The sequence below is a fragment of the Pseudomonas sp. GW823-FHT06B06 genome, assembly GCF_058795195.1.
On the sequence record NZ_JBXAHO010000035.1, the window covers coordinates 42,626 to 67,652 of the forward strand.

21 protein-coding genes are annotated in these 25,027 nt (G+C 60.0%); 13 read left to right on the top strand and 8 right to left on the bottom strand.

What is annotated here, in order from left to right; genetic code table 11:
- Positions 1-80 precede the first annotated feature (80 nt).
- From AC1Q8Q_RS25195 to AC1Q8Q_RS25205, 3 genes are all read right to left on the bottom strand, one after another.
- Positions 81-1,259, bottom strand: coding sequence for a vWA domain-containing protein (locus tag AC1Q8Q_RS25195; RefSeq protein WP_008055445.1), 1,179 nt, complete (start codon positions 1,257-1,259; stop codon positions 81-83).
- A gap of 18 nt (positions 1,260-1,277) precedes the next feature.
- Positions 1,278-2,123, bottom strand: coding sequence for an AAA family ATPase (locus tag AC1Q8Q_RS25200; protein WP_008055443.1), 846 nt, complete (start codon positions 2,121-2,123; stop codon positions 1,278-1,280).
- A gap of 160 nt (positions 2,124-2,283) precedes the next feature.
- Positions 2,284-3,360 carry a DUF748 domain-containing protein gene (locus tag AC1Q8Q_RS25205; protein ID WP_033043475.1) on the bottom strand — a complete coding sequence of 359 codons (1,077 nt, stop codon included), beginning with the start codon at positions 3,358-3,360 and terminating at the stop codon, positions 2,284-2,286.
- A 128-nt stretch (positions 3,361-3,488) separates the two neighbouring features.
- Here AC1Q8Q_RS25205 and cysK point away from each other — a divergent pair, with 128 nt between their 5' ends.
- From cysK to AC1Q8Q_RS25235, 6 genes are all read left to right on the top strand, one after another.
- Positions 3,489-4,463 carry a cysteine synthase A gene (gene cysK, locus AC1Q8Q_RS25210; RefSeq protein ID WP_020797838.1) on the top strand — a complete coding sequence of 325 codons (975 nt, stop codon included), beginning with the start codon at positions 3,489-3,491 and terminating at the stop codon, positions 4,461-4,463.
- A 232-nt stretch (positions 4,464-4,695) separates the two neighbouring features.
- The gene (locus AC1Q8Q_RS25215) at positions 4,696-5,634 is read left to right on the top strand and encodes an aspartyl/asparaginyl beta-hydroxylase domain-containing protein (RefSeq protein WP_033043477.1); all 939 of its coding nucleotides are present in this window, start codon (positions 4,696-4,698) and stop codon (positions 5,632-5,634) included.
- Between the two features lie 323 nt (positions 5,635-5,957).
- Positions 5,958-7,028: a dTDP-glucose 4,6-dehydratase gene (gene rfbB, locus AC1Q8Q_RS25220; protein WP_168757399.1), complete on the top strand. Its 1,071-nt coding sequence runs from the start codon at positions 5,958-5,960 to the stop codon at positions 7,026-7,028.
- Positions 7,025-7,921, top strand: coding sequence for a dTDP-4-dehydrorhamnose reductase (rfbD, locus tag AC1Q8Q_RS25225; protein ID WP_083348399.1), 897 nt, complete (start codon positions 7,025-7,027; stop codon positions 7,919-7,921). Before rfbB ends, rfbD begins: the two co-directional genes overlap by 4 nt.
- Before the next feature lie 2 nt (positions 7,922-7,923).
- Positions 7,924-8,802 (top strand): glucose-1-phosphate thymidylyltransferase RfbA, encoded by an 879-nt coding sequence (gene rfbA, locus AC1Q8Q_RS25230; RefSeq protein WP_020797842.1) that lies wholly within the window; start codon positions 7,924-7,926, stop codon positions 8,800-8,802.
- Positions 8,803-9,186: 384 nt separating this feature from the next.
- Positions 9,187-10,050 carry a DMT family transporter gene (locus tag AC1Q8Q_RS25235; protein WP_492615646.1) on the top strand — a complete coding sequence of 288 codons (864 nt, stop codon included), beginning with the start codon at positions 9,187-9,189 and terminating at the stop codon, positions 10,048-10,050.
- 23 nt (positions 10,051-10,073) lie between these two features.
- Here the strand turns inward: AC1Q8Q_RS25235 and AC1Q8Q_RS25240 are convergent, their stop codons facing one another.
- The 4 genes from AC1Q8Q_RS25240 to AC1Q8Q_RS25255 form a co-directional block, all read right to left on the bottom strand.
- Entirely contained in the window at positions 10,074-11,015 is a 942-nt protein-coding gene (locus AC1Q8Q_RS25240) for a LysR family transcriptional regulator (protein WP_168757401.1), read from the bottom strand.
- A 69-nt stretch (positions 11,016-11,084) separates the two neighbouring features.
- Positions 11,085-12,614 carry a tripartite tricarboxylate transporter permease gene (locus tag AC1Q8Q_RS25245; protein WP_020797845.1) on the bottom strand — a complete coding sequence of 510 codons (1,530 nt, stop codon included), beginning with the start codon at positions 12,612-12,614 and terminating at the stop codon, positions 11,085-11,087.
- A complete protein-coding gene (locus AC1Q8Q_RS25250; RefSeq protein ID WP_020797846.1) occupies positions 12,611-13,144 on the bottom strand; it encodes a tripartite tricarboxylate transporter TctB family protein in 534 nt (177 codons plus the stop codon). The genes AC1Q8Q_RS25245 and AC1Q8Q_RS25250 overlap by 4 nt, the downstream gene beginning before the upstream one ends.
- Positions 13,145-13,197: 53 nt before the next feature.
- Positions 13,198-14,211 carry a Bug family tripartite tricarboxylate transporter substrate binding protein gene (locus AC1Q8Q_RS25255; RefSeq protein ID WP_492615647.1) on the bottom strand — a complete coding sequence of 338 codons (1,014 nt, stop codon included), beginning with the start codon at positions 14,209-14,211 and terminating at the stop codon, positions 13,198-13,200.
- Between the two features lie 437 nt (positions 14,212-14,648).
- Here AC1Q8Q_RS25255 and AC1Q8Q_RS25260 point away from each other — a divergent pair, with 437 nt between their 5' ends.
- The 6 genes from AC1Q8Q_RS25260 (at position 14,649) to AC1Q8Q_RS25285 (ending at position 22,054) form a co-directional block, all read left to right on the top strand.
- Complete coding sequence (locus tag AC1Q8Q_RS25260) at positions 14,649-15,971, top strand: MFS transporter (RefSeq protein ID WP_151140915.1); 1,323 nt, start codon at positions 14,649-14,651, stop codon at positions 15,969-15,971.
- Positions 15,964-16,920, top strand: a complete 957-nt coding sequence (locus AC1Q8Q_RS25265) for an amidohydrolase family protein (RefSeq protein ID WP_020797850.1) — start codon at positions 15,964-15,966, stop codon at positions 16,918-16,920. Before AC1Q8Q_RS25260 ends, AC1Q8Q_RS25265 begins: the two co-directional genes overlap by 8 nt.
- A complete protein-coding gene (locus AC1Q8Q_RS25270) occupies positions 16,917-17,921 on the top strand; it encodes a 4-hydroxythreonine-4-phosphate dehydrogenase PdxA (protein ID WP_492615648.1) in 1,005 nt (334 codons plus the stop codon). The genes AC1Q8Q_RS25265 and AC1Q8Q_RS25270 overlap by 4 nt, the downstream gene beginning before the upstream one ends.
- 292 nt (positions 17,922-18,213) lie before the next feature.
- Positions 18,214-19,389 carry an L-rhamnonate dehydratase gene (locus AC1Q8Q_RS25275; protein ID WP_033045585.1) on the top strand — a complete coding sequence of 392 codons (1,176 nt, stop codon included), beginning with the start codon at positions 18,214-18,216 and terminating at the stop codon, positions 19,387-19,389.
- 24 nt (positions 19,390-19,413) lie between these two features.
- Positions 19,414-20,409: an AraD1 family protein gene (gene araD1 / locus AC1Q8Q_RS25280; protein ID WP_033045583.1), complete on the top strand. Its 996-nt coding sequence runs from the start codon at positions 19,414-19,416 to the stop codon at positions 20,407-20,409.
- Positions 20,410-20,473: 64 nt separating this feature from the next.
- Positions 20,474-22,054: an aldehyde dehydrogenase (NADP(+)) gene (locus AC1Q8Q_RS25285; protein WP_492615649.1), complete on the top strand. Its 1,581-nt coding sequence runs from the start codon at positions 20,474-20,476 to the stop codon at positions 22,052-22,054.
- 109 nt (positions 22,055-22,163) lie between these two features.
- On the opposite strand, the gene AC1Q8Q_RS25290 is transcribed toward AC1Q8Q_RS25285, so the two are convergent.
- A complete protein-coding gene (locus AC1Q8Q_RS25290) occupies positions 22,164-23,051 on the bottom strand; it encodes a DMT family transporter (RefSeq protein ID WP_033044653.1) in 888 nt (295 codons plus the stop codon).
- A 157-nt stretch (positions 23,052-23,208) separates the two neighbouring features.
- Between AC1Q8Q_RS25290 and aceK the strand changes: the two genes are divergently transcribed.
- Positions 23,209-24,927, top strand: coding sequence for a bifunctional isocitrate dehydrogenase kinase/phosphatase (aceK, locus tag AC1Q8Q_RS25295; protein WP_020797856.1), 1,719 nt, complete (start codon positions 23,209-23,211; stop codon positions 24,925-24,927).
- Positions 24,928-25,027 lie beyond the last annotated feature (100 nt).

The window sequence follows — 25,027 nt, forward strand, 5'->3', positions numbered from 1 at the left end:
CCCACAGGGATCTCATGTATTACAAAGATCAGCTGTGGGAGCGAGCCTGCTCGCGAAGGCGTCCAACCAGACACCCGAGATTATTTGGAAAGAAACCGCATCCCTTCCTCAAGCCCCCGCAACGTCAACGGATACATCTGGTCCTCAATCAAATCCCTGACGATATTGGTCGACGAGGTATAGCCCCAGGTATCTTTCGGGTAAGGGTTGATCCAGATGAGCTTCTTGTACTTCTCCTTGAACCGCTGCATCCACACGTAGCCGGCTTCTTCGTTCCAGTGCTCGACGCTGCCACCGGCCTGGGTGATTTCGTAGGGCGCCATGGCGGCGTCACCGATGAAGATCACTTTGTAATCGGCGCCGTATTTATGCAGCAAGTCCATGGTGGAGGTGCGTTCGGAGGTGCGACGCATGTTGTTCTTCCACACCGATTCATAAATGAAGTTGTGGAAGTAGAAGTACTCCAGGTGCTTGAACTCGGTCTTGCACGCCGAGAACAGCTCTTCGCAGATCTTCACGTGGGCGTCCATCGAACCGCCGATATCGAACAGCAGCAAGAGCTTGACGGTGTTGCGCCGTTCCGGACGCATCTGGATGTTCAGCAACCCGGCATCTTTCGCGGTGTGGTCGATGGTGCCATCGATATCGAGTTCTTCGGCTGCACCCTGGCGGGCAAACTTGCGCAAGCGACGCAGGGCGACCTTGATGTTGCGCGTGCCCAGCTCGACTGAATCGTCGAGGTTCTTGTACTCGCGCTGATCCCAGACTTTCACGGCCTTGCCCTGGCGCTTGCCGGCATCGCCGACCCGAATGCCTTCCGGGTTGAAACCGCCGGAACCGAACGGGCTGGTACCACCGGTGCCGATCCACTTGTTGCCACCGGCATGGCGTTCCTTCTGTTCTTCCAGGCGTTTCTTGAATTCTTCGATCAGCTTGTCGAGGCCACCGAGGGACTGGATCGCCGCCCGTTCCTCGTCGGTCAGGGAGCGTTCGAATTCCTTGCGTAGCCAGTCTTCCGGGATCAACGCCTGAAGATGATCATCGAGCTTTTCCAGACCATTGAAGTAGGCCCCGAAGGCCCGGTCGAACTTGTCGAAATGCTTTTCGTCCTTCACCAGGATCGCCCGGGACAGGTAATAGAACTCGTCCATGTCAGCGAAGGTAACGCGCTGCTTCAGCGCGTTGATCAGGTCCAGCAGCTCGCGCACCGAGACCGGTACCTTGGCTGCGCGCATTTCATTGAACAGATTGAGCAGCATGGCATTTGCCCCAGATGATCAACGACTACCGCGACGACTCATGAACGCCAGGCGCTCAAGCAATTGCACGTCCTGTTCGTTCTTCACCAGTGCACCTGCCAGCGGGGGGATGGCCTTGGTTGGGTCGCGTTCGCGCAGCACCGCTTCGCCGATGTTGTCGGCCATCAGCAGCTTCAGCCAATCCACCAACTCGGAGGTCGAAGGCTTCTTCTTCAGGCCCGGCACCTTGCGCACGTCGAAGAACACGTCCAGTGCTTCGCTGACCAGGTCTTTCTTGATGTCCGGGTAGTGCACGTCGACGATCCGCTGCATCGTGGTGCGATCAGGGAACGCGATGTAGTGGAAGAAGCAGCGGCGCAGGAAGGCGTCCGGCAGCTCTTTCTCGTTGTTGGAGGTGATGATAATGATCGGGCGCTTCTTGGCCTTGATGGTCTCGTCGATCTCGTAGACGTAGAACTCCATCTTGTCGAGTTCTTGCAACAGGTCGTTGGGGAACTCGATGTCGGCCTTGTCGATTTCGTCGATCAGCAGGATCACGCGCTCTTCGGACTCGAAAGCTTCCCAGAGCTTGCCTTTCTTCAGGTAGTTGCGAACGTCGTGGACCTTTTCCGTGCCCAGCTGCGAGTCGCGCAGGCGGCTGACCGCGTCGTACTCGTACAGCCCCTGGTGCGCCTTGGTGGTCGATTTGATGTGCCAGGTGATCAGCTTGGCGCCAAAGGAGTCGGCCAGTTGCTCGGCGAGCATGGTCTTGCCGGTGCCTGGTTCGCCCTTGACCAGCAGTGGCCGCTCCAGGGTGATGGCGGCGTTGACCGCCAGCTTAAGGTCATCGGTGGCGACGTAGGCCTGGGTGCCTTCGAACTTCATCTGCTAATCCTCGAACGGTAACGCCGGCCTGAGCGAGGCAGGGCGGGAATATAAATGGTCAGCCTCGACTATAACGCGACGCCCGGTCGACTGTGAACGCAGACGGCCTATTCAGTCTCTGAATGGAGCGTCACATCTTGACTCAGTATTGGCGGCAACGTTAACCGGCGTCCGGCTTGGGTTGTTCGTAGCGAGCATTGAATGCCTGAATGAAACCATTGCGTAAAATCTGCAAAAACGCCTGGAACGCGCTGATATCTTTTTGATGGACGTTTCCGCTTAGCTCGACACGGGTCGCAAACTGGTTCTTGCCCTGGTTTTTCAGTACGGTTTCGGTGCCGCCGACGAGCGCCTCCCAGATGGAACGAAAAATCCCCTTGTCCTTGTTTTCCACGTCCTGTTGCCAGTTGAACACGTCGACATCCCTGAGCAGCGGCTTGATATAGCCCGTCAATTTGGCTTTTTTGGCTTGGGCTTCGATCACGACGTCGCCATGGCCGGCATTGAAATCGAACTTGCCATAGGCTGAAGCGAAGTCGTTCATGCGTTTGAGCTGAATGTCCCGGGCTCGCATGCGAAACTCGAAGTCTTCGAAGTTACTCAGTGGATCGAAAGTGGCGGTGGTTTCCAGGGGGGCATGCCCCAGCAGCAGCGCCTTGCCATCGAATCGGGCATCGCGCTTGCCTTTGGAGTCGACCACGTTGGTGAGGTTGTAGATGTTCAGGTCGACCTTGGTGGCATTCAGGTTCACCGGTGGTTTGGAGTTGAAGTTGCGAAAGCTGATCTTGCCATCGTCGATTTTTACTTCGTTGAGGGTTATTGGCAGCAATTTACCCAGTTGGGCGCGCCAGTCGGTGCCTTCACCCGTTTGCGAGTTTTTCTTGTTGGCCCCGCCATCGACGAAGTTGACCTCAGGCTTGACGAACTTCACTTCGGCGACCACCGCGTGGTCATACCACAGCGAATGCCAGCTGACCGAAAGGTCGATCAATGGCGCGTTGACGAAGGGCACCGGCACCTTGCCCTCGACCTTGACGATTTTCAAACCGTTGATCTTGTAGGCTCCGCGCCACAGGGCCAGGTCCACGTCGGCGATCTCGCCGCGGTAGGCGCCCATGTTCGCCAACCTGTCATTGAGGTAGTCGCGCACCAGGTAGGGCAGGGCGAAGTGCAGGGCAACCAGCAGCACAACGAGGCCGGTGAAGCTCCACAATGGCCAGCGGTATCGACGTTTCATGGTGGTAATTCTCTGGCGTTCTAAAGCATTGACTACAGTCACCTCCGGACGTTCGACCTGACTGGACGCCTACGGGCAAGAGGCTTACCTTGGTGCCCTATTTCAATGCTGTCGTTAAGGACCCAGCCATGAGCCGTATCTACGCTGACAATGCCCATTCCATCGGTAATACGCCGTTGGTGCAGATCAACCGTATCGCGCCGCGCGGCGTCACCATCCTGGCCAAGATAGAGGGACGCAACCCCGGTTACTCGGTCAAGTGCCGGATCGGTGCCAACATGATCTGGGATGCCGAAAGCACAGGCAGGCTCAAGCCGGGCATGACCATTGTCGAGCCGACTTCCGGCAACACCGGCATCGGCCTGGCCTTCGTGGCCGCCGCGCGAGGCTATAAATTGATGCTGACCATGCCGGCCTCCATGAGCATCGAGCGCCGTAAGGTACTCAAGGCGCTGGGGGCGGAACTGGTGCTGACCGAGCCGGCCAAGGGCATGAAAGGTGCGATCGAAAAGGCCGGGGAAATAGTCGCCAGTGATCCGGCCCAATACTTCATGCCGGCGCAGTTCGACAACCCGGCCAACCCCGCCATCCACGAAAAGACCACCGGGCCCGAGATCTGGAACGATACCGACGGTGCGGTGGATGTATTGGTGGCGGGTGTCGGAACAGGCGGAACCATTACCGGCGTTTCGCGGTATATCAAGAATACCCAGGGCAAACCTATCGTCTCGGTGGCGGTGGAGCCCGCTGTATCACCGGTGATTTCACAAGCGTTGGCCGGTGAAGAAATCAAACCCAGCCCGCACAAGATCCAGGGCATCGGTGCCGGTTTTGTGCCGAAAAACCTCGACCTGTCGATCGTCGACCGGGTGGAACTGGTCACCGACGAGGAGTCCAAGGCCATGGCCCTGCGCTTGATGCAGGAAGAAGGCATTCTGTGCGGCATTTCCTGCGGCGCCGCGATGGCAGTGGCGGTGCGCCTGGCGGAGACCCCGGAAATGCAGGGCAAGACCATTGTCGTGATCCTTCCGGATTCCGGTGAACGTTACTTGTCGAGCATGCTGTTCAGCGATCTGTTCACCGAGCAGGAAAATCAGCAGTAACGGGCAGCGAAGCTTCAAACGGTGGAGAGGGGGCATCCCTTCTTCATCGAGTGTGAATGACGTCGATCAGCAAGCGTTCAGGCACGCTGTGTTAAGAAGTGATTTGTTACGCATTGCTTGACACTGTATCTCGGGTTCCGCGGGTTTTCCCCGTGATTGGTAGTGGTTATCATGCCTATGGCCGCGTCGAGGAATGGCGTTGCGCAGATGTCTATCGATCAAGGAGTTGTTGATGAGCGTTTCGATTGCCGCGAAAGCGTCGTTGTTGCTGCTGTTTCTGGGCAGTACCTACTATGTGCATTTGCGCGGCAAGGCGCGGTTGCCGGTCTTGCGTCAATTTGTCAACCACTCGGCCCTGTTTGCCCCCTACAACGCCATGATGTACCTGTTCTCCGGCGTGCCTTCAAAACCCTACCTGGACCGCAGCAAGTTTCCCGAGCTGGATGTGCTTAAGTACAACTGGGAAATTATCCGCGACGAAGCGATGCACCTGTTTGATGAGGGTTACATTCGCGCCGCGGAAAAAAACAACGACGCCGGGTTCGGTTCGTTTTTCAAGAAGGGCTGGAAGCGTTTTTACCTGAAGTGGTACGACAAACCCTTGCCTTCGGCCGAACTGCTGTGCCCGAAGACCGTGGCGCTGGTCAGTGCGATTCCCAACGTCAAGGGGGCCATGTTCGCCCTGCTGCCGGGGGGCAGCCATCTTAATCCGCACCGCGATCCATTCGCCGGCTCCCTGCGCTATCACCTGGGGTTGGCGACGCCCAATAGCGACGCTTGCCGCATCTACGTCGACGGTCAGGCCTACGCCTGGCGTGACGGTGAAGACGTGATGTTCGACGAAACCTATGTGCACTGGGTCAAGAACGAAACCGACAAGCCCCGGGTCATCCTGTTCTGCGACATCGAGCGCCCGCTCAGCAATCGCTTGATCACGGGAATCAACCGCTGGATCAGTGGCCTGCTGGGGCGCGCCACCGCGCCGCAGAACCTTGCGGATGAACGCGTAGGCGGGATTAACCAGGCCTATGCCTGGAGCAAGCGATTCAGCGACAGGTTCAGTGGGGCGATCAAGCAGTGGAAACGTCGTTATCCCAAGGCGTACCGGGTAATGCGGCCGGTATTGGCGATCGGTGTGCTGGCTTTGCTGGCTCATTGGCTGCTGGGCTGAACAACTGCTGGCCACAACGACAGGAAAAAAGATCGCCACCAGGCGATCTTTTTTTTATTTTTGGAAGCTTTGCTATATTACAAATGTCGCCCGTAAATGCCGTCAGGGCGCCCAGAGAGTATATGGAGCCGGTCGCAGAACTGGCGTGCGCTGAATGTTCAAAACCTAATTCAACCCTTGCGACAGCAGAATTGCCTTGGCCGTAACGCCATTGGGTTTTAACCGGGCTGCACGGTTTTCAAGCCTGCCGGTTTTGAAGGGGCAATGCGTCTTTGAGAACCTGGGCCCGATCCTCGCAACCTTACTGAAAAAGGTCTGAATCAATGACCATCCTGGTAACTGGCGGTGCAGGCTTCATTGGGGCAAACTTCGTATTGGACTGGCTGGCTCACTCCGACGAAACCGTAGTCAATCTGGACAAGCTGACCTATGCCGGCAACCTGGATAACCTCAGCAGCCTGACGGGCAATACGCAGCATGTATTCGTGCAAGGCGATATCGGCGACAGCGCCTTGGTCGAAGGCTTGCTCGAAGAGCACCGGCCCCGTGCCATTCTCAATTTTGCCGCCGAGTCGCATGTCGACCGCTCCATCCACGGGCCACAGGCATTCATCGACACCAACATCGTTGGCACATTTCGTTTGCTGGAAGCCGTACGCGCCTACGTAAAAGGGCTGGCGAGCGATTCGTTGCAGGCCTTTCGCTTCCTGCATGTGTCTACCGACGAAGTCTATGGTTCGCTGGCCAAGGACGAGGCGGCGTTCACCGAACGTCACGCGTATGAACCCAACAGTCCCTACTCGGCGAGCAAAGCCGCCAGCGATCACCTGGTGCGCGCCTATCATCACACCTATGGCCTGCCCGTACTGACCACCAACTGCTCGAACAACTATGGGCCATATCATTTCCCGGAAAAGTTGATTCCGTTGATGATCGTCAACGCGCTGGCCGGTGAGGCATTGCCGGTCTATGGCGATGGCCAGCAAATCCGCGACTGGTTGTACGTCAAGGACCACTGCAGCGCCATCCGCCGCGTGTTGGAGGCCGGCAGCGTGGGTGAGGTCTACAACGTCGGTGGCTGGAACGAAAAAACCAACCTGGAAATCGTGCACACCGTCTGCGCGCTGCTTGATGAGCTACGTCCGCGCGCGGACGGCCAGCCCTACCATGCACAAATCAGCTACGTGACCGATCGGCCAGGGCACGACCGTCGTTATGCCATCGATGCCCGCAAACTCGAACGTGAACTGGGCTGGAAGCCGGCAGAAACCTTTGAGACCGGCATTCGCAAAACCGTCCAGTGGTACCTGGACAACCAGGATTGGGTGCGCAATATCCAGTCCGGTGCCTACCGCGAATGGGTCGAGAAAAATTATGCCGGGCGCCGCGCATGAAGCTGCTCTTGCTCGGCAAGAACGGCCAGGTGGGGTGGGAGTTGCAACGCAGCCTTGCGCCCCTTGGAGAAGTGTTGGCGCTGGACTCCTCAAGCCAGGCGTACTGCGGTGACCTGAATGATTTGCCGGGGCTGGCCGCTACCGTGCAACGCTTCGCGCCGGACGTTATCGTTAACGCCGCGGCCTACACTGCGGTCGACAAGGCCGAAAGCGAATCGCAGCTGGCCTATCGGATCAATGCCGATGCGCCGGCAGTGCTGGCGCAAGAGGCGCTACGGCTCAAGGCTCTGCTGGTGCATTACTCCACCGATTATGTGTTCGCAGGGCTTGGCGACCAACCCTGGCAGGAAACTGATCCGGTAGCGCCATTGAGTGTCTATGGCGCCAGCAAGCTGGCCGGCGAACAGGCGATTGCCGCCAGCGGCTGTGCGCATCTGATCTTGCGAACCAGCTGGGTGTATTCCGCGCGGGGCAACAACTTTGCCACGACCATGCTGCGCCTGGCCCGTGAACGTGAAAGCCTGGCCGTGATCGATGACCAGTTCGGGGCGCCAACCGGTGCCGAATTGCTGGCGGATGTGACCGCCCATGTCATCCGCAGTGTACTGGCCGACCCGCAATTGGGCGGGATCTATCACCTTGCCGCCACTGGCGAAACCACCTGGTGTCGCTATGCTCGATTTGTACTAGAACAAGCCGAGCGCGCAGGCATGAATCTCAAGGTAACCCCGGCAATGGTCGAGGCGATCGGCACCGAGGCGTACCCGACGCCGGCACGACGCCCAGGCAACTCCCGACTCGATACGCGAAAACTGCAAAAGGCCTTTGCGCTGAGCTTGCCTGACTGGAAAGTCGGCGTGACACGGATGCTCGCAGAAATACTGGAGAAATGAATATGCTCAATCGTAAAGGCATCATCCTTGCCGGCGGCTCCGGTACACGTCTGCATCCGGCGACACTGTCCATCTCCAAGCAGCTGCTGCCGGTTTACGACAAGCCGATGATCTACTACCCACTGAGCACCCTGATGCTGGCGGGTATCCGCGATATCCTGATCATTTCCACACCCCAGGACACGCCGCGTTTCGAGCAGCTGCTGGGGGATGGCGCCCGTTGGGGCCTGAACATTACCTATGCCGTGCAGCCTTCGCCCGATGGCCTGGCGCAGGCATTCATCATCGGCGAAGACTTTATCGGCAACGACCCCAGCGCCCTGGTCCTGGGCGACAACATCTATCACGGCCACGACTTCATCAACATCCTGCAAAGTGCCATGGCGCGCCAGTCCGGGGCGAGTGTCTTTGCCTATCACGTCAATGACCCGGAGCGTTACGGCGTGGTCGAGTTCGACGGCCAGGGCAAGGCGATCAGCCTGGAAGAAAAGCCACTCAAGCCCAAGTCGAACTTTGCGGTCACCGGCTTGTATTTCTATGACCAGGACGTGGTCGAGATGGCAAAGAGCATCAAGCCATCGGCGCGTGGCGAGCTGGAAATCACCGATATCAACAGTCTTTACCTGGACCAGGGCAACCTGTCGGTAGAAATCATGGGGCGCGGTTATGCCTGGCTGGATACCGGGACTCACGACTCACTGCTCGATGCCAGTCTGTTCATTGCCACGCTCGAACGTCGCCAGGGCCTTAAAGTCGCGTGCCCTGAAGAAATTGCCTTCCGGCAGAAATGGATCGATGCCGATCAGTTGCAAAGACTGGCGGCCCCCTTGGCGAAAAATGGTTACGGCCAGTACCTCAACCGTCTTTTGCAAGCGGGTTGATGCCTGTCACGCCTTCCAATGCATTGCCAAGGGTGTCGAGCTCTGGGTATAGTCAACACAAGCAGGTCCTCATGACCTGCTTTCTTAATCCCTCGAAAAAGATCAGCCCAATGCCTGCATCCCTCATCAACGCGGTAGTCGATTCAGCGGTCAACGCTGGCGTCGTGCCGTGCGGGAACCAGCAGCCTGTGCAGATCAGTCATTACCCTCCACCTGTCAGTAGCACGTCGGTGTGCGCAGTCGTAGCGCCGCCGGGTGTTGGCATTTCGGGCTGATCAGCGTTTTCTGCTGTTTCCCTGCCCGCCTGCAAATACGCCCGTAAAAAAACTACTGGATTTCAGCTTCGGCTGAGTTGGCTTCTTGCCTGACTACAGGTGGTATTTCATGTTTGTCCTTTCAAAAAAGTCCGCGCTCGCGGCGGCTTCCACGAGCCTGTTCGTTCTGCTGTGGAGCAGCGGGGCGATCTTCTCCAAGTGGGGGTTGGCCCATGCGTCACCCTTTGCCTTTCTGTTGATTCGCTTCGTCATCGCCTTGTGCGGCCTGGTGTTGTTGATGCCGTTGCTCAAGTTGAAGTTGCCCAAGGGCGGCCGGGCGATGCGCTATGCGATGGCCACCGGTATGGTGTTACTGGGGGCGTACCAGATTTTTTATCTGCTGGCGCTCGACCTCAAGGTCACGCCCGGTGTGATGGCGACCATCATGGGCGTGCAACCGATTCTCACGGTGGTGCTCATGGAGCGTCAGCGCTCAGCCAGCCGAATGTTCGGCCTGTCGCTGGGCTTGACCGGCTTGATCATGGTGGTCTATCAGGGGATCGGCCTGGCCGGCATGTCGCTGGCCGGGATGCTGTTCGGCCTGCTCGCGCTGGCAAGCATGACCATGGGTTCGATCATGCAGAAACGCATCACCGACAATCCCCTCGGCACGCTGCCGGTGCAGTACCTGGCGGGGCTGTTGCTTTGCGGGATTTTCGTGCCGTTCCAGCCCTTTCATTTCGAACACGGTAGCGGTTTCATCGTGCCCGTGTTGTGGATGGGCCTGGTGGTGTCGGTGCTGGCGACCTTGTTGCTGTACCGCTTGATCGCCCGGGGCAATCTGGTGAATGTCACCAGCCTGTTCTATCTGGTACCCGCGGTGACGGCCGTGATGGATTACCTGATTTTCGGCAATCGACTGGCGATGTTGAGCATCCTCGGCATGTTGCTGATTATCGTCGGCCTGGTGTTCGTGTTCCGTAAAGCCGCGTAAACCATTTCCCTGTAGGGGCCTTTTCATTTGCTCAGCGCATGTTCGGCGCGCACCGAGTTCATGAACGCCTGCATCGCCGACGACTGAATGCGATGGCGACGGGTAATCAGCCCGTACGGCGGCAAGCGTGCTTCGAACTTGATCGGTAATACCGCCAGCAGGTCACGACCAGGATAATCCTCGACCACCGACACCGGCGTGACGCCGAGCATATCGGTTTGCTGAATCAATGAGAGCAAGGTCATGATCGAGGTGGTTTCGACGATGCTGCTGGGGATATCGACCCGCGCATTATGGAACACCTGGTTGATGATCGCGCGCATCGGGCTGGGTTGCTGTTGCAGCACCCAGGTCATGTTCTGCAGTTCTGCCCAACCCAGTTGCTTCTCCTTCGCCAGCGGATTCTGCGCACCGGCAATCACACACAGGGCTTCTTCACCCAGGCTGTCGAACAGCAGTTCTTCGGCCCGTGCTCCGGGCGGAATTCTTCCCAGGACAATGTCCAGTTGATCCTGCAGCAGCGCCTGCACCAGCACGTCGCTGGTATCGACCTGGATGCTCATGGACAAGCGTGGATGGCTTTGCTTCAAGGTCGCGATGGTGCGGGTCAACAGCCCCGAGGCCAGCGCCGGAATCGCGCCAACGGCGACTCGCCCCAGGTTGCCAGATTGCAGGGCAACCAGTTCTTCGCGCATGCCGCTGAGTTCGGCGAAGACCATGCGCGCGTAGTAGATGACAGTTTCCCCGAACGGGGTCGAGCGCATGCCCCGAGGCAGGCGTTCAAAGAGTTCGACGCCGAGCAGATCCTCAGCCTCGTGCAGCATCTTGGTCGCCGCTGGCTGAGTCATGCCGATGTGGTCGGCGGCACGGCGCAAAGAGCCGAATTCCTCCAGCGCCAGCATCAGCCGCAGCTGGCGCAGACGCAGTCGACTGTGGATTACATTGGCATCAGGAATTCGGGACATGGGCCGTACTCGCGAACAAAACTGTGGCAAGCCTGACAACAAATGTCAGGCGTTGCCAGCATTGCAGTGTCACAGCACCGATTTTGCCTTGGCGACCTGGGGTTTGCGCAGGCCCATCAGGGTTTGCAGCGCCTTGGAAATCAACGGCCAGAACAGCATCAACAACGCCGCCGTGGTCAGGCTACCCACCAATGGGTTGGACCAGAAAATCCCCAGGTGCCCGTCAGAGAACAGCATCGACTGACGGAAAGCATCTTCAGCCTTGTCGCCCAGCACGGCCGCCAATACCAGCGGCGCGATCGGGTAGCCAAGTTTCTTGAACAGATATCCCAGCGCGCCGAACCCGAGCATCAGCACCACGTCGAAGAACGAGTTGTGCACCGAGTAGGCACCGATGGCGCAGACCATGATGATGATCGGCGCGATGATCGAGAACGGAATGCGCAGGATCGAGGCGAACAGCGGCACGGTGGCCAACACCACGATCAGGCTCACCACGTTGCCCAGGTACATGCTGGCGATCAGGCCCCAAACGAAGTCATGCTGCTCGACAAATAGCGTTGGCCCAGGGTGCAGGCCCCAGATCATCAAACCGCCGAGCATCACCGCAGCGGTGGCTGAACCGGGAATACCCAGGGTCAGCATCGGCAGCAAGGCACTGGTGCCGGCCGCGTGGTCGGCGGTTTCCGGAGCGATCACGCCTTCGAGTTCACCCTTGCCAAAGTTGTCGCGGTTTTTCGAAAAGCGACGCGCCAGGCTATAGCTCATGAACGATGCGGCGGTCGGGCCGCCCGGCGTAATGCCCATCCAGCAACCGACCAGGGTGCTGCGCACAATGGTCCACCAGTAGCGCGGCAGCTTGGCCCAGGTGCGCAGGATCACCATCGGGGTAATGCGCGCATGTTCGCCGCGGAACACCAGGCCTTCTTCCACTGTGCAGAGGATTTCGCCGATGCCGAACAGGCCGATCACCGCCACTTCGAAGCTGATGCCGGTCATCAGGATCGGTTGGTCAAAGGTCAACCGCAGGTTGCCGGACACAGTATCCATGCCGACCGCCGCCATGGCGAAACCGATCATCATCGCCACCACGGTCTTCAGCGGCGGGTTCTTGCTCATGCCGATGAAAGTGCAGAACGCCAACAGGTACACCGCGAAGAACTCCGGCGAACTGAACGACATGGCGAAGGCGGCGATTTTGGTCGACAGGAACGTCAGCAACAACACTCCGGCCAGCGCACCAATCAGCGCCGAGCTGAACGCGGCGGTCAGGGCTTCAGCGGCGCGACCTTCGCGGGCCATCGGGTAGCCGTCGAACGTCGTCGCCACCGATGAGGGTTCACCGGGGATGTTGAACAGGATCGAGGTGATCGAGCCGCCAAACAGCGCGCCCCAATACATGCACGACAGCAGGATGATTGCCGACACCGGCGACATGGTGAACGTCAGCGGCAGCAACAGTGCCACGCCGTTGGGGGCGCCGAGGCCGGGCAACACACCGACCAGGATGCCCAGCAGCACGCCGATCACCATCAGGCCGATGTGGCCCGGGGTCAGGATCAGGTTCATGCCTTGCAACAGGGAATCGAATTCGCTCATTTGAAGTTTCTCCCGGCCAGGGCAATCCAGTCGCCCAACGGGCCTGCATCCAGCGGGACCTTGAACCACAGCGCGAAAATCAGGTAGCTGGCCAGGACCGCGCCGAGGGATACCGTGGCGATCATCCATTTTCCGTAAGGCTTGGCGCGGACCCTGTCACGCCACATGAACCAGGCGATGAAGCATGCCGAGGCGACGTAGATGCCGGTCAGTGGCATGGCAGCGACGAACAACGCAATCGGGATGAATACCGACAGCACTTGCCTGAATGCACTGCGACTGACAAATGCGATGCTCAGCGCTTGCCAGCGCACCACGGTCAACACGCCGTTGGCCACGCTCGCGGCGCTCAGCATCAAGCCGATGTAGAAGGGGAAGTAACCAGGCTCGGGGCCGGCATCACCCCAGCCGATACCTTGTTCGACGCTGCCGAACATCACCACTACGCCGATCAGCGCGGTGAAGAGTGTCAGGCCGAGTTCGACCCAACGGGTGCCGACCAGCGCGGGTGAATCCGAAGAATGGGACATGCAGACACCTCCAGCAAATGACGGCCGCCCGCAGGCGAGCGGCCGCGACAACGTCAGTTTTTCAACCAGCCGGCTTCTTTGAATACCGGGGTGACGCGGGCGGTGTCTTTTTCGATGTAGGCAGTCAGCGGCTCGCCCTCGAGGAAGGTCGGCACCAGGGCGTTCTGCTTGACGTAGGCCTTGAACTCCGGCGTCTCGGTGACTTTACGCATCAGCTCGACATAGAACGCACGTTGCTCGGCGGAAACGTCGCCGGGCATGAACACGGTGCGCGGGAAGCGGTATTGATCGATGCCCAGGCCTTGCTCGTGACAGGTCGGCACATCGGCCCAGGATTTATCACCGGCGACTTTCTCGGTGTAGCTCATGCGTTCCTTGCTGAAGACACAGAGCGGTTCGACCTGATCGCCACGCCATTGGCTGATGCTTTCGCTGGGGTTGTTGACGTTGGCGGCGATGTGTTTGCCAGCCAGTTGGGTGGCGGCTTCGCTGCCGCTCTTGAACGGGATGTACACCAGTTTGCTGTTGTTGGTCTGGTTCAGCAGCAGGGTCAGGGTCTGGTCGACGTCCTTGGACTGGCTGCCACCCATGCGCAGGTTCGACGGGTCAGCCTTGACCGCTTCGTAGAAGCTTTTCGCATCCTTCCACGGTGCGCCTTTGTAGCTCCAGAGAATGAAGTCATCCTCGGCCACGGCGGCAATCGGCGTCAGCTCCTGCCATTGATAGCCGAGCTTGGACACCAGCGGCAACAGGTAGATGTTGTTGGTGCCGATCACCAGTTTCTCGGCATCGCCCTTGTTCATCTTCATGTCGAGAAAGGCTTCGGCGCCATTGCCGCCGCCCTTGTTGAGGACGATGGTATTAACGTCGAGCAGTTTATGCGTGGTGATGATCGACTGGATCAGGCGACCGAGTTGGTCGGTACCGCCACCGGGGCCACCGGCGACAATGATTTCGACGTTCTTGTCCGGTTGCCAGGCGTGGGCCAGGGCGGGGAGGGCGCCCGCGGCGACCAGGGTGCAGCCAAGAAACAGACGGGATGTGCGACGGACGAATGCATTTCGCATGATGGAAGAGCCTCGTTTTTGTAGTTGTTATGAGTGACTTGTTGGCGTTCGAAAGCTGCAAGCCTGGCCAGAGTGTGGGAAGACGCCGTCGCCGCGTCTAGTCAAAACAATACATACACCGATAGCCTGGGGTTATAGCGCTGCAAACGAACGGGGATTTCTGTAGGAGCGAGCCTGCTCGCGATGGACTCAAGAGCGCCACGTTTATTCAGGAAACACGCGTTTTTGTCGAAGACCACCGCGAGCAGGCTCGCTCCTACAGAAAAATGCATGCGTGCGTTGAAAGCCCATTGAAAGCATGGCATGCCATAACCCGAAGCTATCGCCTGATTTCAAGTTTTGATTAGACGGTTATCACCGGGCCTTCGATAGTGCCCACAGGTCGCCACGACGCGACACGCTTGAATCCACAAAAATAATAAATCGAGGTACGCACCATGGCTCGTCCCAGTGCTTCCCTGCATCTGCCCACGGCAGATGCGATCCCGCAGGCCGGCGCCGCGAAAGCCAGCAATGTGCGTTGGCGGATCTTCGCGATCATCTTTGCGCTGACCATGGTCAATCTGATTGATCGGGTGTCGCTGTCCATTGCCATGCCGACCATCGCCCATGAATTTTCCCTCACGCCAAGCATGCAGGGTTTGATCCTCAGCAGCTTCTTCTGGGCCTACGCGCTGTTGCAGATTCCCGGCGGCTGGTTGATCGACCGCTTTGGACCGCATCGGGTCATCAGCTGGTCCACCGGGTTGTGGGGCACGTTCCAGGTGCTGGCGGCGTTCGCCACTGGCGGCTTGTCGTTGTTGTTTGCCCGTGTGGCCCTGGGGGCCTCGGAAGCGCCGTTGTTTCCGTCCGGCGGCAAGCTGATCTGCTCATGGCTGGCGCCCAGCGAGCGCAGCCGCGGTGCGGTGTTGATGGACAGCGGCAGCCCGTTGGGCGTTGCGCTCGGCGGGTTGATCATTGCCTATCTGATCGCTTCGCTGGACTCCTGGCGCCTGGCCTTCGTGATCGCCGGTGTGGCGACCCTGTTGCTGGCCTGGCTGGCGCGGCGTTATCTGCGTGATGACCCGAACAGCCACCCACAGGTCAATGCCCTGGAACTGGAAAAAATCAACGCCGGGCGCGCCACGCCGGCCGCCGAAGCCACCCGGGCACCGGTCAAGGGCCTGGGCATCGCCGCTCGTTCCCTGAGCGGATTGCTGATCGGTCGTGCCAGTTGGGCGATGGTGTATTTCGGCCTGTTGACCTGGGGGCCGAGCTATCTGGCGCAAGCCCGGGGTTTTGATATCAAGGGCATTGGCGCGGCGACCTTCGTGATTTTCGTCTGCGGCGCATTGGGTTCGTTGACCGGTGGTTTCCTCTGCGACGGCTTGATCCGCAAGGGCGTGCGGCGCGGCGTGGCGGTCAAGAGCCTGCTGGCGTTTTCCGGCCTGGTGGCCCTCGGCGCGTTCCTGCTGTTGCCGACCCTGAGCGATCCTTTTGCGGCCGTGGCGCTGTTGGCCATGACCGCGTTTTTCCTGATGTGGGGCAGCCTCTATTGGAGCTTCCCGGCGTTGCTGGCAGCACCGGCGCGGGTCGGCTTGATCGGTGGCGTGATGAACATGGCCGGCAGCACCGGCGGTATCGCGGTGCCGATCCTGGTGGGGGTGATACTGCAAATGAGCGGTGGCTTCGCCCCTGTGCTCGGGTTTTTCGCCGCGTGCTCGGCTGTGTTTGTGCTGGCGACTTTGTTCATCAGTCTCGACGAGGTGCGTTATGGCTGAGCGTTGGAATGGACCGATCATCGATGCCCATCATCACTTCTGGGACCCAACGATCAACGACCATCCGTGGCTGGCGCCCGAAGCCAACATTGCGTTTCGCTACGGTGACTACAGCGCGATCAAGCGCCGCTATTTTCCCGAGGATTACTTCGCCGATGCCGGTGAGCATCGGGTGGTGCAAACGGTGTATGTCGAGACCGAATGGAACCCCCAGGACCCGATTGGCGAAACCCGGTTCATCGAACAACTGGCCGCCCGTTACGGGGTGCCGAATGCGATCGTCGCGCAAGCCTGGCTCGACCACCCGGACGCCATTGCGGTGCTGGCCGAGCAGGCCACCTACAAGTGCGTACGCAGCGTGCGGCACAAACCGGGCGGGCCGATGTCACCCGAACAGTTCGGGCGGGTGCGCAGCCTGATGAGCGACGAGCACTGGCGGCGCAGTTACGCCGCATTGGAGGGGCTGGGCCTGCACTTTGATTTGCAGACGCCCTGGTGGAACCTGCCCGAGGCCGAACGGCTGGCCCGGGACTTCCCCGGCATCACCCTGATTCTCAATCACGCCGGGTTGCCCAACGATCGCAGCGCCGAAGGCTTGGCGGGATGGCGAGCAGCGATGGCGCGGTTGGCGCAGTGGCCGAACGTGCAGGTCAAGATCTCTGGCCTGGGCCAGGCGGGCCGGGCGTGGCGCACCATCGACAACGCCTGGATCGTGCGCGAAATCATCGCGATGTTCGGCACCCGACGAGCGATGTTTGCCAGCAATTTTCCGGTGGACAGCCTGTGCGGCTCGTTCGACGACATCTACAGCGGTTTCAAATCCATCGTCGCCGATCTGCCAGTGGCCGATCAGGAGCGACTGTTCTACAGCAACGCGCAGCGCATCTACCGCTGCGAACCTTGCGCCATTGACCGGGCGCTGCCTGAATCCTTGAGGAGTGAAGCATGAACAAGACAACCATCGCGATGGTCCTGGGTGACCCGGCGGGCATCGGCCCGGAACTGATCGCACGCTTGCTCGCTGAGCCCGATGTGTGCGGCCAGGCCAACGTGATCCTGATTGCCGACGAAGCGGAAATGCGTCGCGGCATGCGCATCGCCGGCGTGGAGTTTCCCTATCGTCGGGTGGAGTCTTTGGAGCAGCTGTCTTTTGTTGATGACACGCCGTTGTTCTTCGATTTTCGCGGCGACACCTTCGGTGAATTTCCGCGCAGCGAGGCCAGCGTCATTGGCGGTCGCTACAGCCTCGACACGTTGGAAAAAGCGCTGCGCCTGACCGAGGCCGGGACCACCGACGCAATATTGTTCGGGCCGTTGAACAAGACCTCGCTGCACATGGCCGGCATGGCCCACAACGATGAGCTGCACTGGTTCGCCGAGCTGCTGGATTTCCACGGGCCATTCTGCGAGTTCAACGTGCTCGACAATCTCTGGACTTCTCGGGTGACCTCTCACGTCGCGTTGGCTGAAGTGCCGGGGTTGCTCAGCCAGGAGCGGGTGGTGGAAGCGATTCAGTTGATCGACACCGCCCTCAAGCGCAACGGCCTGGAAAAACCGCGCATCGGCGTCTGCGGTTTGAACCCGCACAACGGCGACAACGGCTCGTTCGGCCGTGAAGAACTGGACATCATCGGCCCAGCGGTGCGCAAGGCCCAGGCGCTTGGAATCGCGGCGGAAGGACCGTACCCGGGCGACACGATTTTCCTCAAGGTCCAGGGCGACGCCAGCGCCTTTGACGCGGTCGTGACGATGTATCACGACCAAGGGCAGATCGCGATCAAGTTGATGGGCTTCTCCCGTGGCGTCACGGTTCAGGGTGGCCTGCCCATTCCCATCACCACACCGGCCCACGGCACCGCGTTCGATATCGCGGGGCAGGGCAAGGCGAATGTCGGCGCGACTCGCCAGGCATTCGAGATTGCTTGCCGGATGGGGGGCAACAGCTACTAAAAGGGCAAGATCAAAAGATCGCAGCCTTCGGCAGCTCCTACAGGGGATGGCATACATCCTGTAGGAGCTGCCGAAGGCTGCGATCTTTTTGTTTTTGGTCTGATAACTCGATCTACCTGATAACCGCTTTTTCCTATCACCCCAGGTTATCGCCGGATACGCATAAGTGATTATCCGCAGCCCCTTGGCGCTGGCTAAAGTCGCTCCATCGAATGCGCACAACCGCTCTCCAGCGGCTCTACGCAACGACACAACAATGACAAGAAGCCGGCAGCGCAAGGAATCTGTATTCATGAAAATCAAAGCGATCCGTACCCGCGTTTTCGAGTGGAAAGGCAAAGTCGTCCCACCTCAAGCGCACTTCTGCACCAACGCCAGCGACATCCTGTTCGAGCGCGGCGACGCCATGGGCTCGTTCCGTTTTCATGGCTGGCTGGTGGTGGAAGTCGAGACCGACACCGGTCTTGTCGGCATCGGCAACTGCGCCCTGGCGCCACGGGTGGCCAAGGAAATCATCGACACCTACCTGGCACCCATCGCGATTGGCGAAGACCCGTTCGACAACGAATACATCTGGCAGAAGATGTACCGCCAGAGCCACGCCTGGGGCCGCAAAGGCATCGGCATGGCGGCCATCTCGGCGATTGATATCGCCATCTGGGACATCATGGGCAAGGCGGTCAACAAGCCGGTGTTCAAGCTGCTCGGCGGCCGCACCAAGGAAAAGATCTGGACCTACGCCTCCAAGCTCTACGCTAACGACAACCTCGACCTGTTCCTGGAAGAAGCCCAGGGCTATCTGAACCAAGGCTTCACCGCGCTGAAAATGCGCTTCGGCTACGGCCCGAAAGACGGCCCGGCGGGCATGCGCAAGAACATCGAACAAGTGCGCGCCTTGCGTAACCTGGCCGGTCCCGACGTCGACATCATGCTCGAATGCTACATGGGCTGGACCCTCGAATATGCCCGTCGCATGTTGCCGAAACTGGCCGAGTTCGAGCCGCGCTGGCTGGAAGAGCCGGTGATCGCCGATGACATCGAAGGCTACATCGAGCTGAAAAAAATGGGGATCATGCCGATCTCCGGCGGTGAGCACGAATTCACGTCCTACGGCTTCAAGGACCTGCTCGAGCGTCGCGCCGTCGACGTGATCCAGTACGACACCAACCGAGTCGGCGGCATCACCGCAGCGCGCAAGATCAACGCCATGGCCGAAGCCTGGTCAGTACCGGTCATCCCGCACGCCGGGCAGATGCACAACTATCACCTGACCATGTCCACCACCGCCTCGCCGATGGCCGAGTTCTTCCCGGTGTTCGACGTCGAGGTCGGCAACGAACTCTTCTACTACGTGTTCAAGGGCGAGCCGCAACCGGTCAACGGCTATATCCAGCTCGACGACAACAAGCCGGGTCTTGGCCTGGAAATCTCCGATGAGTACCTGAGCGACTTCAACATCATCGAGTGACCCCACGACCTACCGGAGGACGACATGCGCCTGATTCAATTCGAAAACACGGCCGGTGAACGCCAGGTCGGGCTGGTCGACGGGGCACAAGTGCAGGTGCTCCAAGGCACCCGCAGCACCCGCGAACTGGCACTCGCGGCGATCCACGCCAAACGCAGCCTGGCAGAAGAAGTCGCTTTGCGCGGCACCGCGCCGGGCCCGGACTACGCACAGCTGTTGGGCCAAGGCCAGGTCCTGCCACCACTGGACCACGAAGACCCCGCCCATTGCCTGATCAGCGGCACCGGCCTGACCCACCTGGGCAGCGCCTCGACGCGGGACAAGATGCACCAGCAGGAGGGCGCCGTCGAAGCCGGCATGACCGACACCATGCGCATGTTCAAATGGGGCCTGGAGGGCGGCAAGCCAGCGGCCGGACAGGTCGGTGCGCAGCCGGAATGGTTCTACAAGGGCGACGGCAGCATCGTCGTGCGCCCTGGTGCGGACTTCCCGGTGCCGCCCTTCGCCGAAGACGCCGGTGAAGAACCGGAGCTGACCGGGCTCTACGTGATCGGCGACGACGGCCAGCCGTATCGCGTCGGTTATGCCTTGGGCAATGAGTTCTCCGACCATGTCATGGAACGGCGTAACTACCTGTACCTCGCCCATTCGAAATTGCGCTGCTGCTCCTACGGACCCGAGTTGCGCGTCGGTGAATTGCCCAGGCACCTGGTCGGCACCAGCCGCATCAAGCGCAATGGCGAAACGATCTGGGAAAAGGAATTTCTCAGCGGCGAAGACAACATGTGCCACAGCCTGGCCAACCTCGAGTTCCACCACTTCAAGTACGCACAATTCTTGCGGCCCGGTGACGTTCATGTGCACTACTTCGGCACCGCCACACTGTCGTTTGCCGACAGCATCAAGACCCAGCCGGGCGATCGCTTCCAGATCAGCCTCGATGAGTTCGGTGCGCCACTGGTGAACGGCATCGGCGAAAGTGCCCAGCCGTTGCCTATCGGTCAGGTGCGCACACTCTGACTTCTGTAGGAGCCGCCCGCAGCAAGCCGGCTCCTACAGGTCTGCCATTGATCAAGGAACTCACATGACTCAATTTCTTGGCCACAACTACATCGGCGGCCGCCGCAGCGCCAACGGCACCTTGCAACTGCAAAGTCTCGACGCGACCACCGGCGAGCCGTTGCCCGGCACCTTCTTTCAGGCGTCCGAAGCCGAAGTGGATGCCGCCGCCAAAGCCGCCGCGGCGGCGTACCCGATCTACCGCAACCTGAGCGCGGAAAAACGCGCGACCTTCCTCGACGCCATCGCCGATGAAATCGATGCGCTGGGCGAGGATTTCGTTCCCACCGTTTGCCGCGAAACCGCGTTGCCGGCCGGGCGTATCCAGGGCGAACGCGGTCGCACCAGCGGCCAGTTGCGCTTGTTCGCCAGGGTGCTGCGTCGCGGTGATTTCTACGGCGCACGCATCGATCGGGCGCTGCCGGAGCGCCAGCCATTGCCGCGCCCGGATCTGCGTCAGTACCGCATCGCCCTGGGGCCGGTGGCCGTGTTCGGCGCGAGCAACTTTCCGTTGGCGTTCTCCACGGCGGGTGGCGATACCGCCTCGGCCCTGGCCGCCGGTTGCCCGGTGGTGTTCAAGGCCCACAGCGGGCACATGGCAACCGCCGAATGGGTGGCGGACGCGATCATCCGCGCCGCCGAACGCACGCAAATGCCGGCCGGGGTTTTCAACATGATTTATGGCGGTGGCGTCGGTGAGTGGCTGGTCAAGCACCCGGCGATCCAGGCCGTGGGTTTCACCGGTTCGCTCAAAGGTGGCAATGCCTTGAGCCACATGGCCGCGACCCGACCACAGCCGATTCCGGTGTTCGCCGAGATGTCGAGCATCAACCCGGTGTTCCTGCTGCCCGAGGCGCTGGCGGTGCGCGGCGAGCAGATCGCGGCGCAACTCGCCGGCTCGGTGACCCTGGGCTGTGGTCAGTTCTGTACCAATCCAGGGCTGGTCATCGGCCTGCGTTCGCCGCAGTTCAGCAGCTTTCTCGAAATTTTTTGCGCGAGCATGAACCAGCAACCTGCGCAAACCATGCTCAATGCCGCAGGGCTGGACAGCTACAGCCGAGGTTTGGGTGAACTGCACGAACATCCGGGGCTGACTCATCTGGCGGGCAAGCCGCAACAGGGCAATCAGGCGCAGCCGCAAGTGTTCAAGGCCGATGTCAGCCTGTTGCTCAAGGGCGATGAGTTGCTTCAGGAAGAAGTATTCGGGCCGACCACCATCGTCATCGAAGTCGAGGACCGCGCGCAGTTGGCGGCGGCGCTACAGGGCCTGCGCGGGCAGTTGACGGCGAGCTTGATCGGCGAGCCTGACGAGTTGCTGCAGTACCGCTGGCTGGCGGAGATTTTGCAGGAAAAGGTCGGGCGGATTCTGCTCAATGGCTATCCGACCGGCGTCGAGGTGTGCGAAGCGATGGTGCATGGCGGGCCGTATCCGGCGACGTCCGACTCGCGCGGCACCTCGGTCGGCACCCTGGCCATCGACCGCTTCCTGCGCCCGGTGTGCTTCCAGAACTACCCGGACGCGTTGCTGCCCGAGGCGTTGCAGAACGCTAATCCGCTGGGGATTCGGCGGTTGGTGGATGGGGAGGTGAGTTCGTTGGCGTTGTGATTTCCCCCTGTAGGAGCTGCCGCAGGCTGCGATCTTTCGATTTTGCTTTTAAAAACAAGATCAAAAGATCGCAGCCTGCGGCAGCTCCTACAATCATCGTCGCAGCAACTTACCTGGTCCTGGCCGGCTTCAACACCAGCCACAACGCCGCCGCAATCAACACCCCGCCATAGACATGCGCCATCGACAATGGCTCATCCAGTAACAGCGCCCCCCACAATACGCCGAACGGCGGGATCAGGAAGGTCGTGGTCATCGACCTCACCGGCCCGATTGAACTGAGCAAGCGGAAGTAAACGATGTACGCAAGCGCGGTACACACCAGCCCCAATCCCAGCAGCGACAACCAGACACTCCAGCCGCCCCAGCTTGCCGGCGGTTGGCTGATCACGCTGTAGCCGAACAACGGCAACAGGAACAGCGTGGCGCCGAGCATGCTGCCCAGCGCAGACAAACGGCTGTCGAGGCCGCCGGCCTGATCCAGCCAGCGGCGGGCGAGGAATCCGGCGAAACCATAACAGGTGGTGGCGAGCAGGCAGGCGAGGGCGCCCATTAGCAACTGCAGGTCGAATGCGACCGGGCCTGCGCGGGTCAGCACACCAACGCCAAGCAATCCAAGCAATACCCCGCCGAGCTTGGCGGCGGTGAGTCTCTCATGAAAAAACAGCCCACCGATCAAAACGCCCATCAGTGGTGTGGTGGCGTTGAAAATCGCCGAGTACCCGGCCGGCAGCACCTGGGCAGCCACGGAATACAGAGTTGCTGGAATCCCGGAGTTGATCACCCCGAGCAGCATCACAGTCTTGAGCTTGCCTTTGAAATCCCAGCTGATGCGCATCAGCCCGAGGATCAGCAACAAGCCGGTAGCGGCAATCGACACGCGGAAAAAGGCCGTAGGGATCGTGCCAATCACCGGGGCGATGATGCGCATGAACAGAAAGCTCGCACCCCAGATGGCCGCCAGTGACAGTAAACGGACTATATCGACGGGGTTCACGCTGCTCTCCTTCCTTGATCGGGACGAGAGTGTTGCCGAGCGGCTGATCCATGGCAACCGGAAAACGGGCAAATAACCCGCGCGCAAAATTACACTTCTCCTGCACCCGCTTCACTGGCTAAGCTCAGGGCTCACGAATTCCCGCAGAGGTCTCACCATGCCGCAGCAATGGCCAGCCGCCGACATCGCCCGCCTGATCCTCGATGGCTTTGACGATTACCGCGAGCATTTTCGCCAGATCACCGACGGCGCCCGGGCCCGCTTCGAGCAAGCCAGGTGGCAGGAGACGCAGTCGGCGTCGGCGGCGCGGATCAATCTCTACGAAGAAAAAGTCAGTGAGACAGTGGCACGATTGCACACCGCCTTTGACACCGACACGCTGGACGTCAGTTGCTGGCCGCTGGTCAAGAGCGCGTACATCACCTTGATCGACCTGCGCTTCGACGATGAATTGTCCGAGACCTGGTACAACTCGATTTTCTGCGGCCTGTTCAGCCATGACCTGATCAGCGACGGCTGCATGTTCATCCACACCACACGGCCGAGCCTGCGCCGGGCTCGCGCCGCGCAAACCCGCACCTACAAGCCCCAAGGCCAGCTGGCGGGCATGCTGGCGAGCATCTTCGCCGATTATCGCTTCAGCGAGGACTACGCCGACCTGCCCGGCGACCTGCGCCGCCTTGAAGCGCAACTGCGCGAGAACCTGCCCGATTGGGTGTGCAAGGACCCTGAACTGAGCGTCGAACTGTTTTCCTCGGTGCTCTACCGCAACAAGGGCGCCTACCTGGTGGGGCGCATCTACACCGCCGATGAGCAATGGCCATTGGCGATCCCGCTTCTGCACCTCGAGGGGCGGGGCATCCAGATCGATGCACTGATCACCGACGAGGCGGACGTGTCGATCATCTTTTCCTTCACCCGTTCGTATTTCATGGTGGATGTGCCGGTGCCGGCGGAGTTCATCGGTTTCCTCAAGCGCATCCTGCCGGGCAAGCACGTCGCCGAGTTGTACACCTCGATCGGCTTCTACAAGCATGGCAAGTCTGAGTTCTACCGCGCGCTGATCAACCACCTGGCCAACACCGACGACCAGTTCATCATGGCGCCGGGCGTGCGCGGCATGGTCATGAGCGTGTTCACCCTGCCGGGTTTCAACACGGTATTCAAAATCATCAAGGACCGTTTCTCACCGTCGAAAAACGTCGACCGCGCTACGGTGATCGAGAAGTACCGGCTGGTGAAAAGCGTCGACCGTGTCGGGCGCATGGCCGACACCCAGGAGTTCGCCGACTTCCGTTTCCCGCTGAGCAAGTTCGACCCTGCGTGCCTCGAAGAACTGCTGGATGTCGCGCCGTCCACGGTGTCGGTGGAAGGCGACACGGTGCTGATCCGCCACTGCTGGACCGAGCGGCGGATGACGCCGCTGAACCTGTACCTGGAAAACGCCAACCCGGCGCAGGTGCGCGAAGCCCTGGAGGATTACGGCCTGGCGATCAAGCAACTGGCGGCGGCGAACATCTTTCCCGGGGACATGCTGCTCAAGAACTTCGGCGTCACGCGGCATGGGCGCGTGGTGTTTTATGACTATGACGAGATCTGCTTCCTGACCGAAGCCAACTTCCGCCACATTCCGCAACCGCGTACGCCGGAAGATGAGATGGCGTCCGAGCCTTGGTATTCGATCGGGCCGCTGGATGTGTTTCCTGAGGAATTCCCGCCGTTTCTATTTGCCGATTCGGGCCAGCGCAAGTTGTTCGATCAACTGCACGGCGAGCTGTATAACGCCGATTACTGGAAGAGCCTGCAAGAGGCCATCCGTGCCGGCAAGGTGATCGATGTGTTCCCGTATCGGCGCAAGGGCCTCGATAACGAGTAACCCCCCACACAGATCGTTCCCACGCTCTGCGTCACTAGTGTCCGGTAAACATGTTTCATAGCTGAAGGCTGCCTTGGGCAGCCTTCAGCTTTTCTCGCTC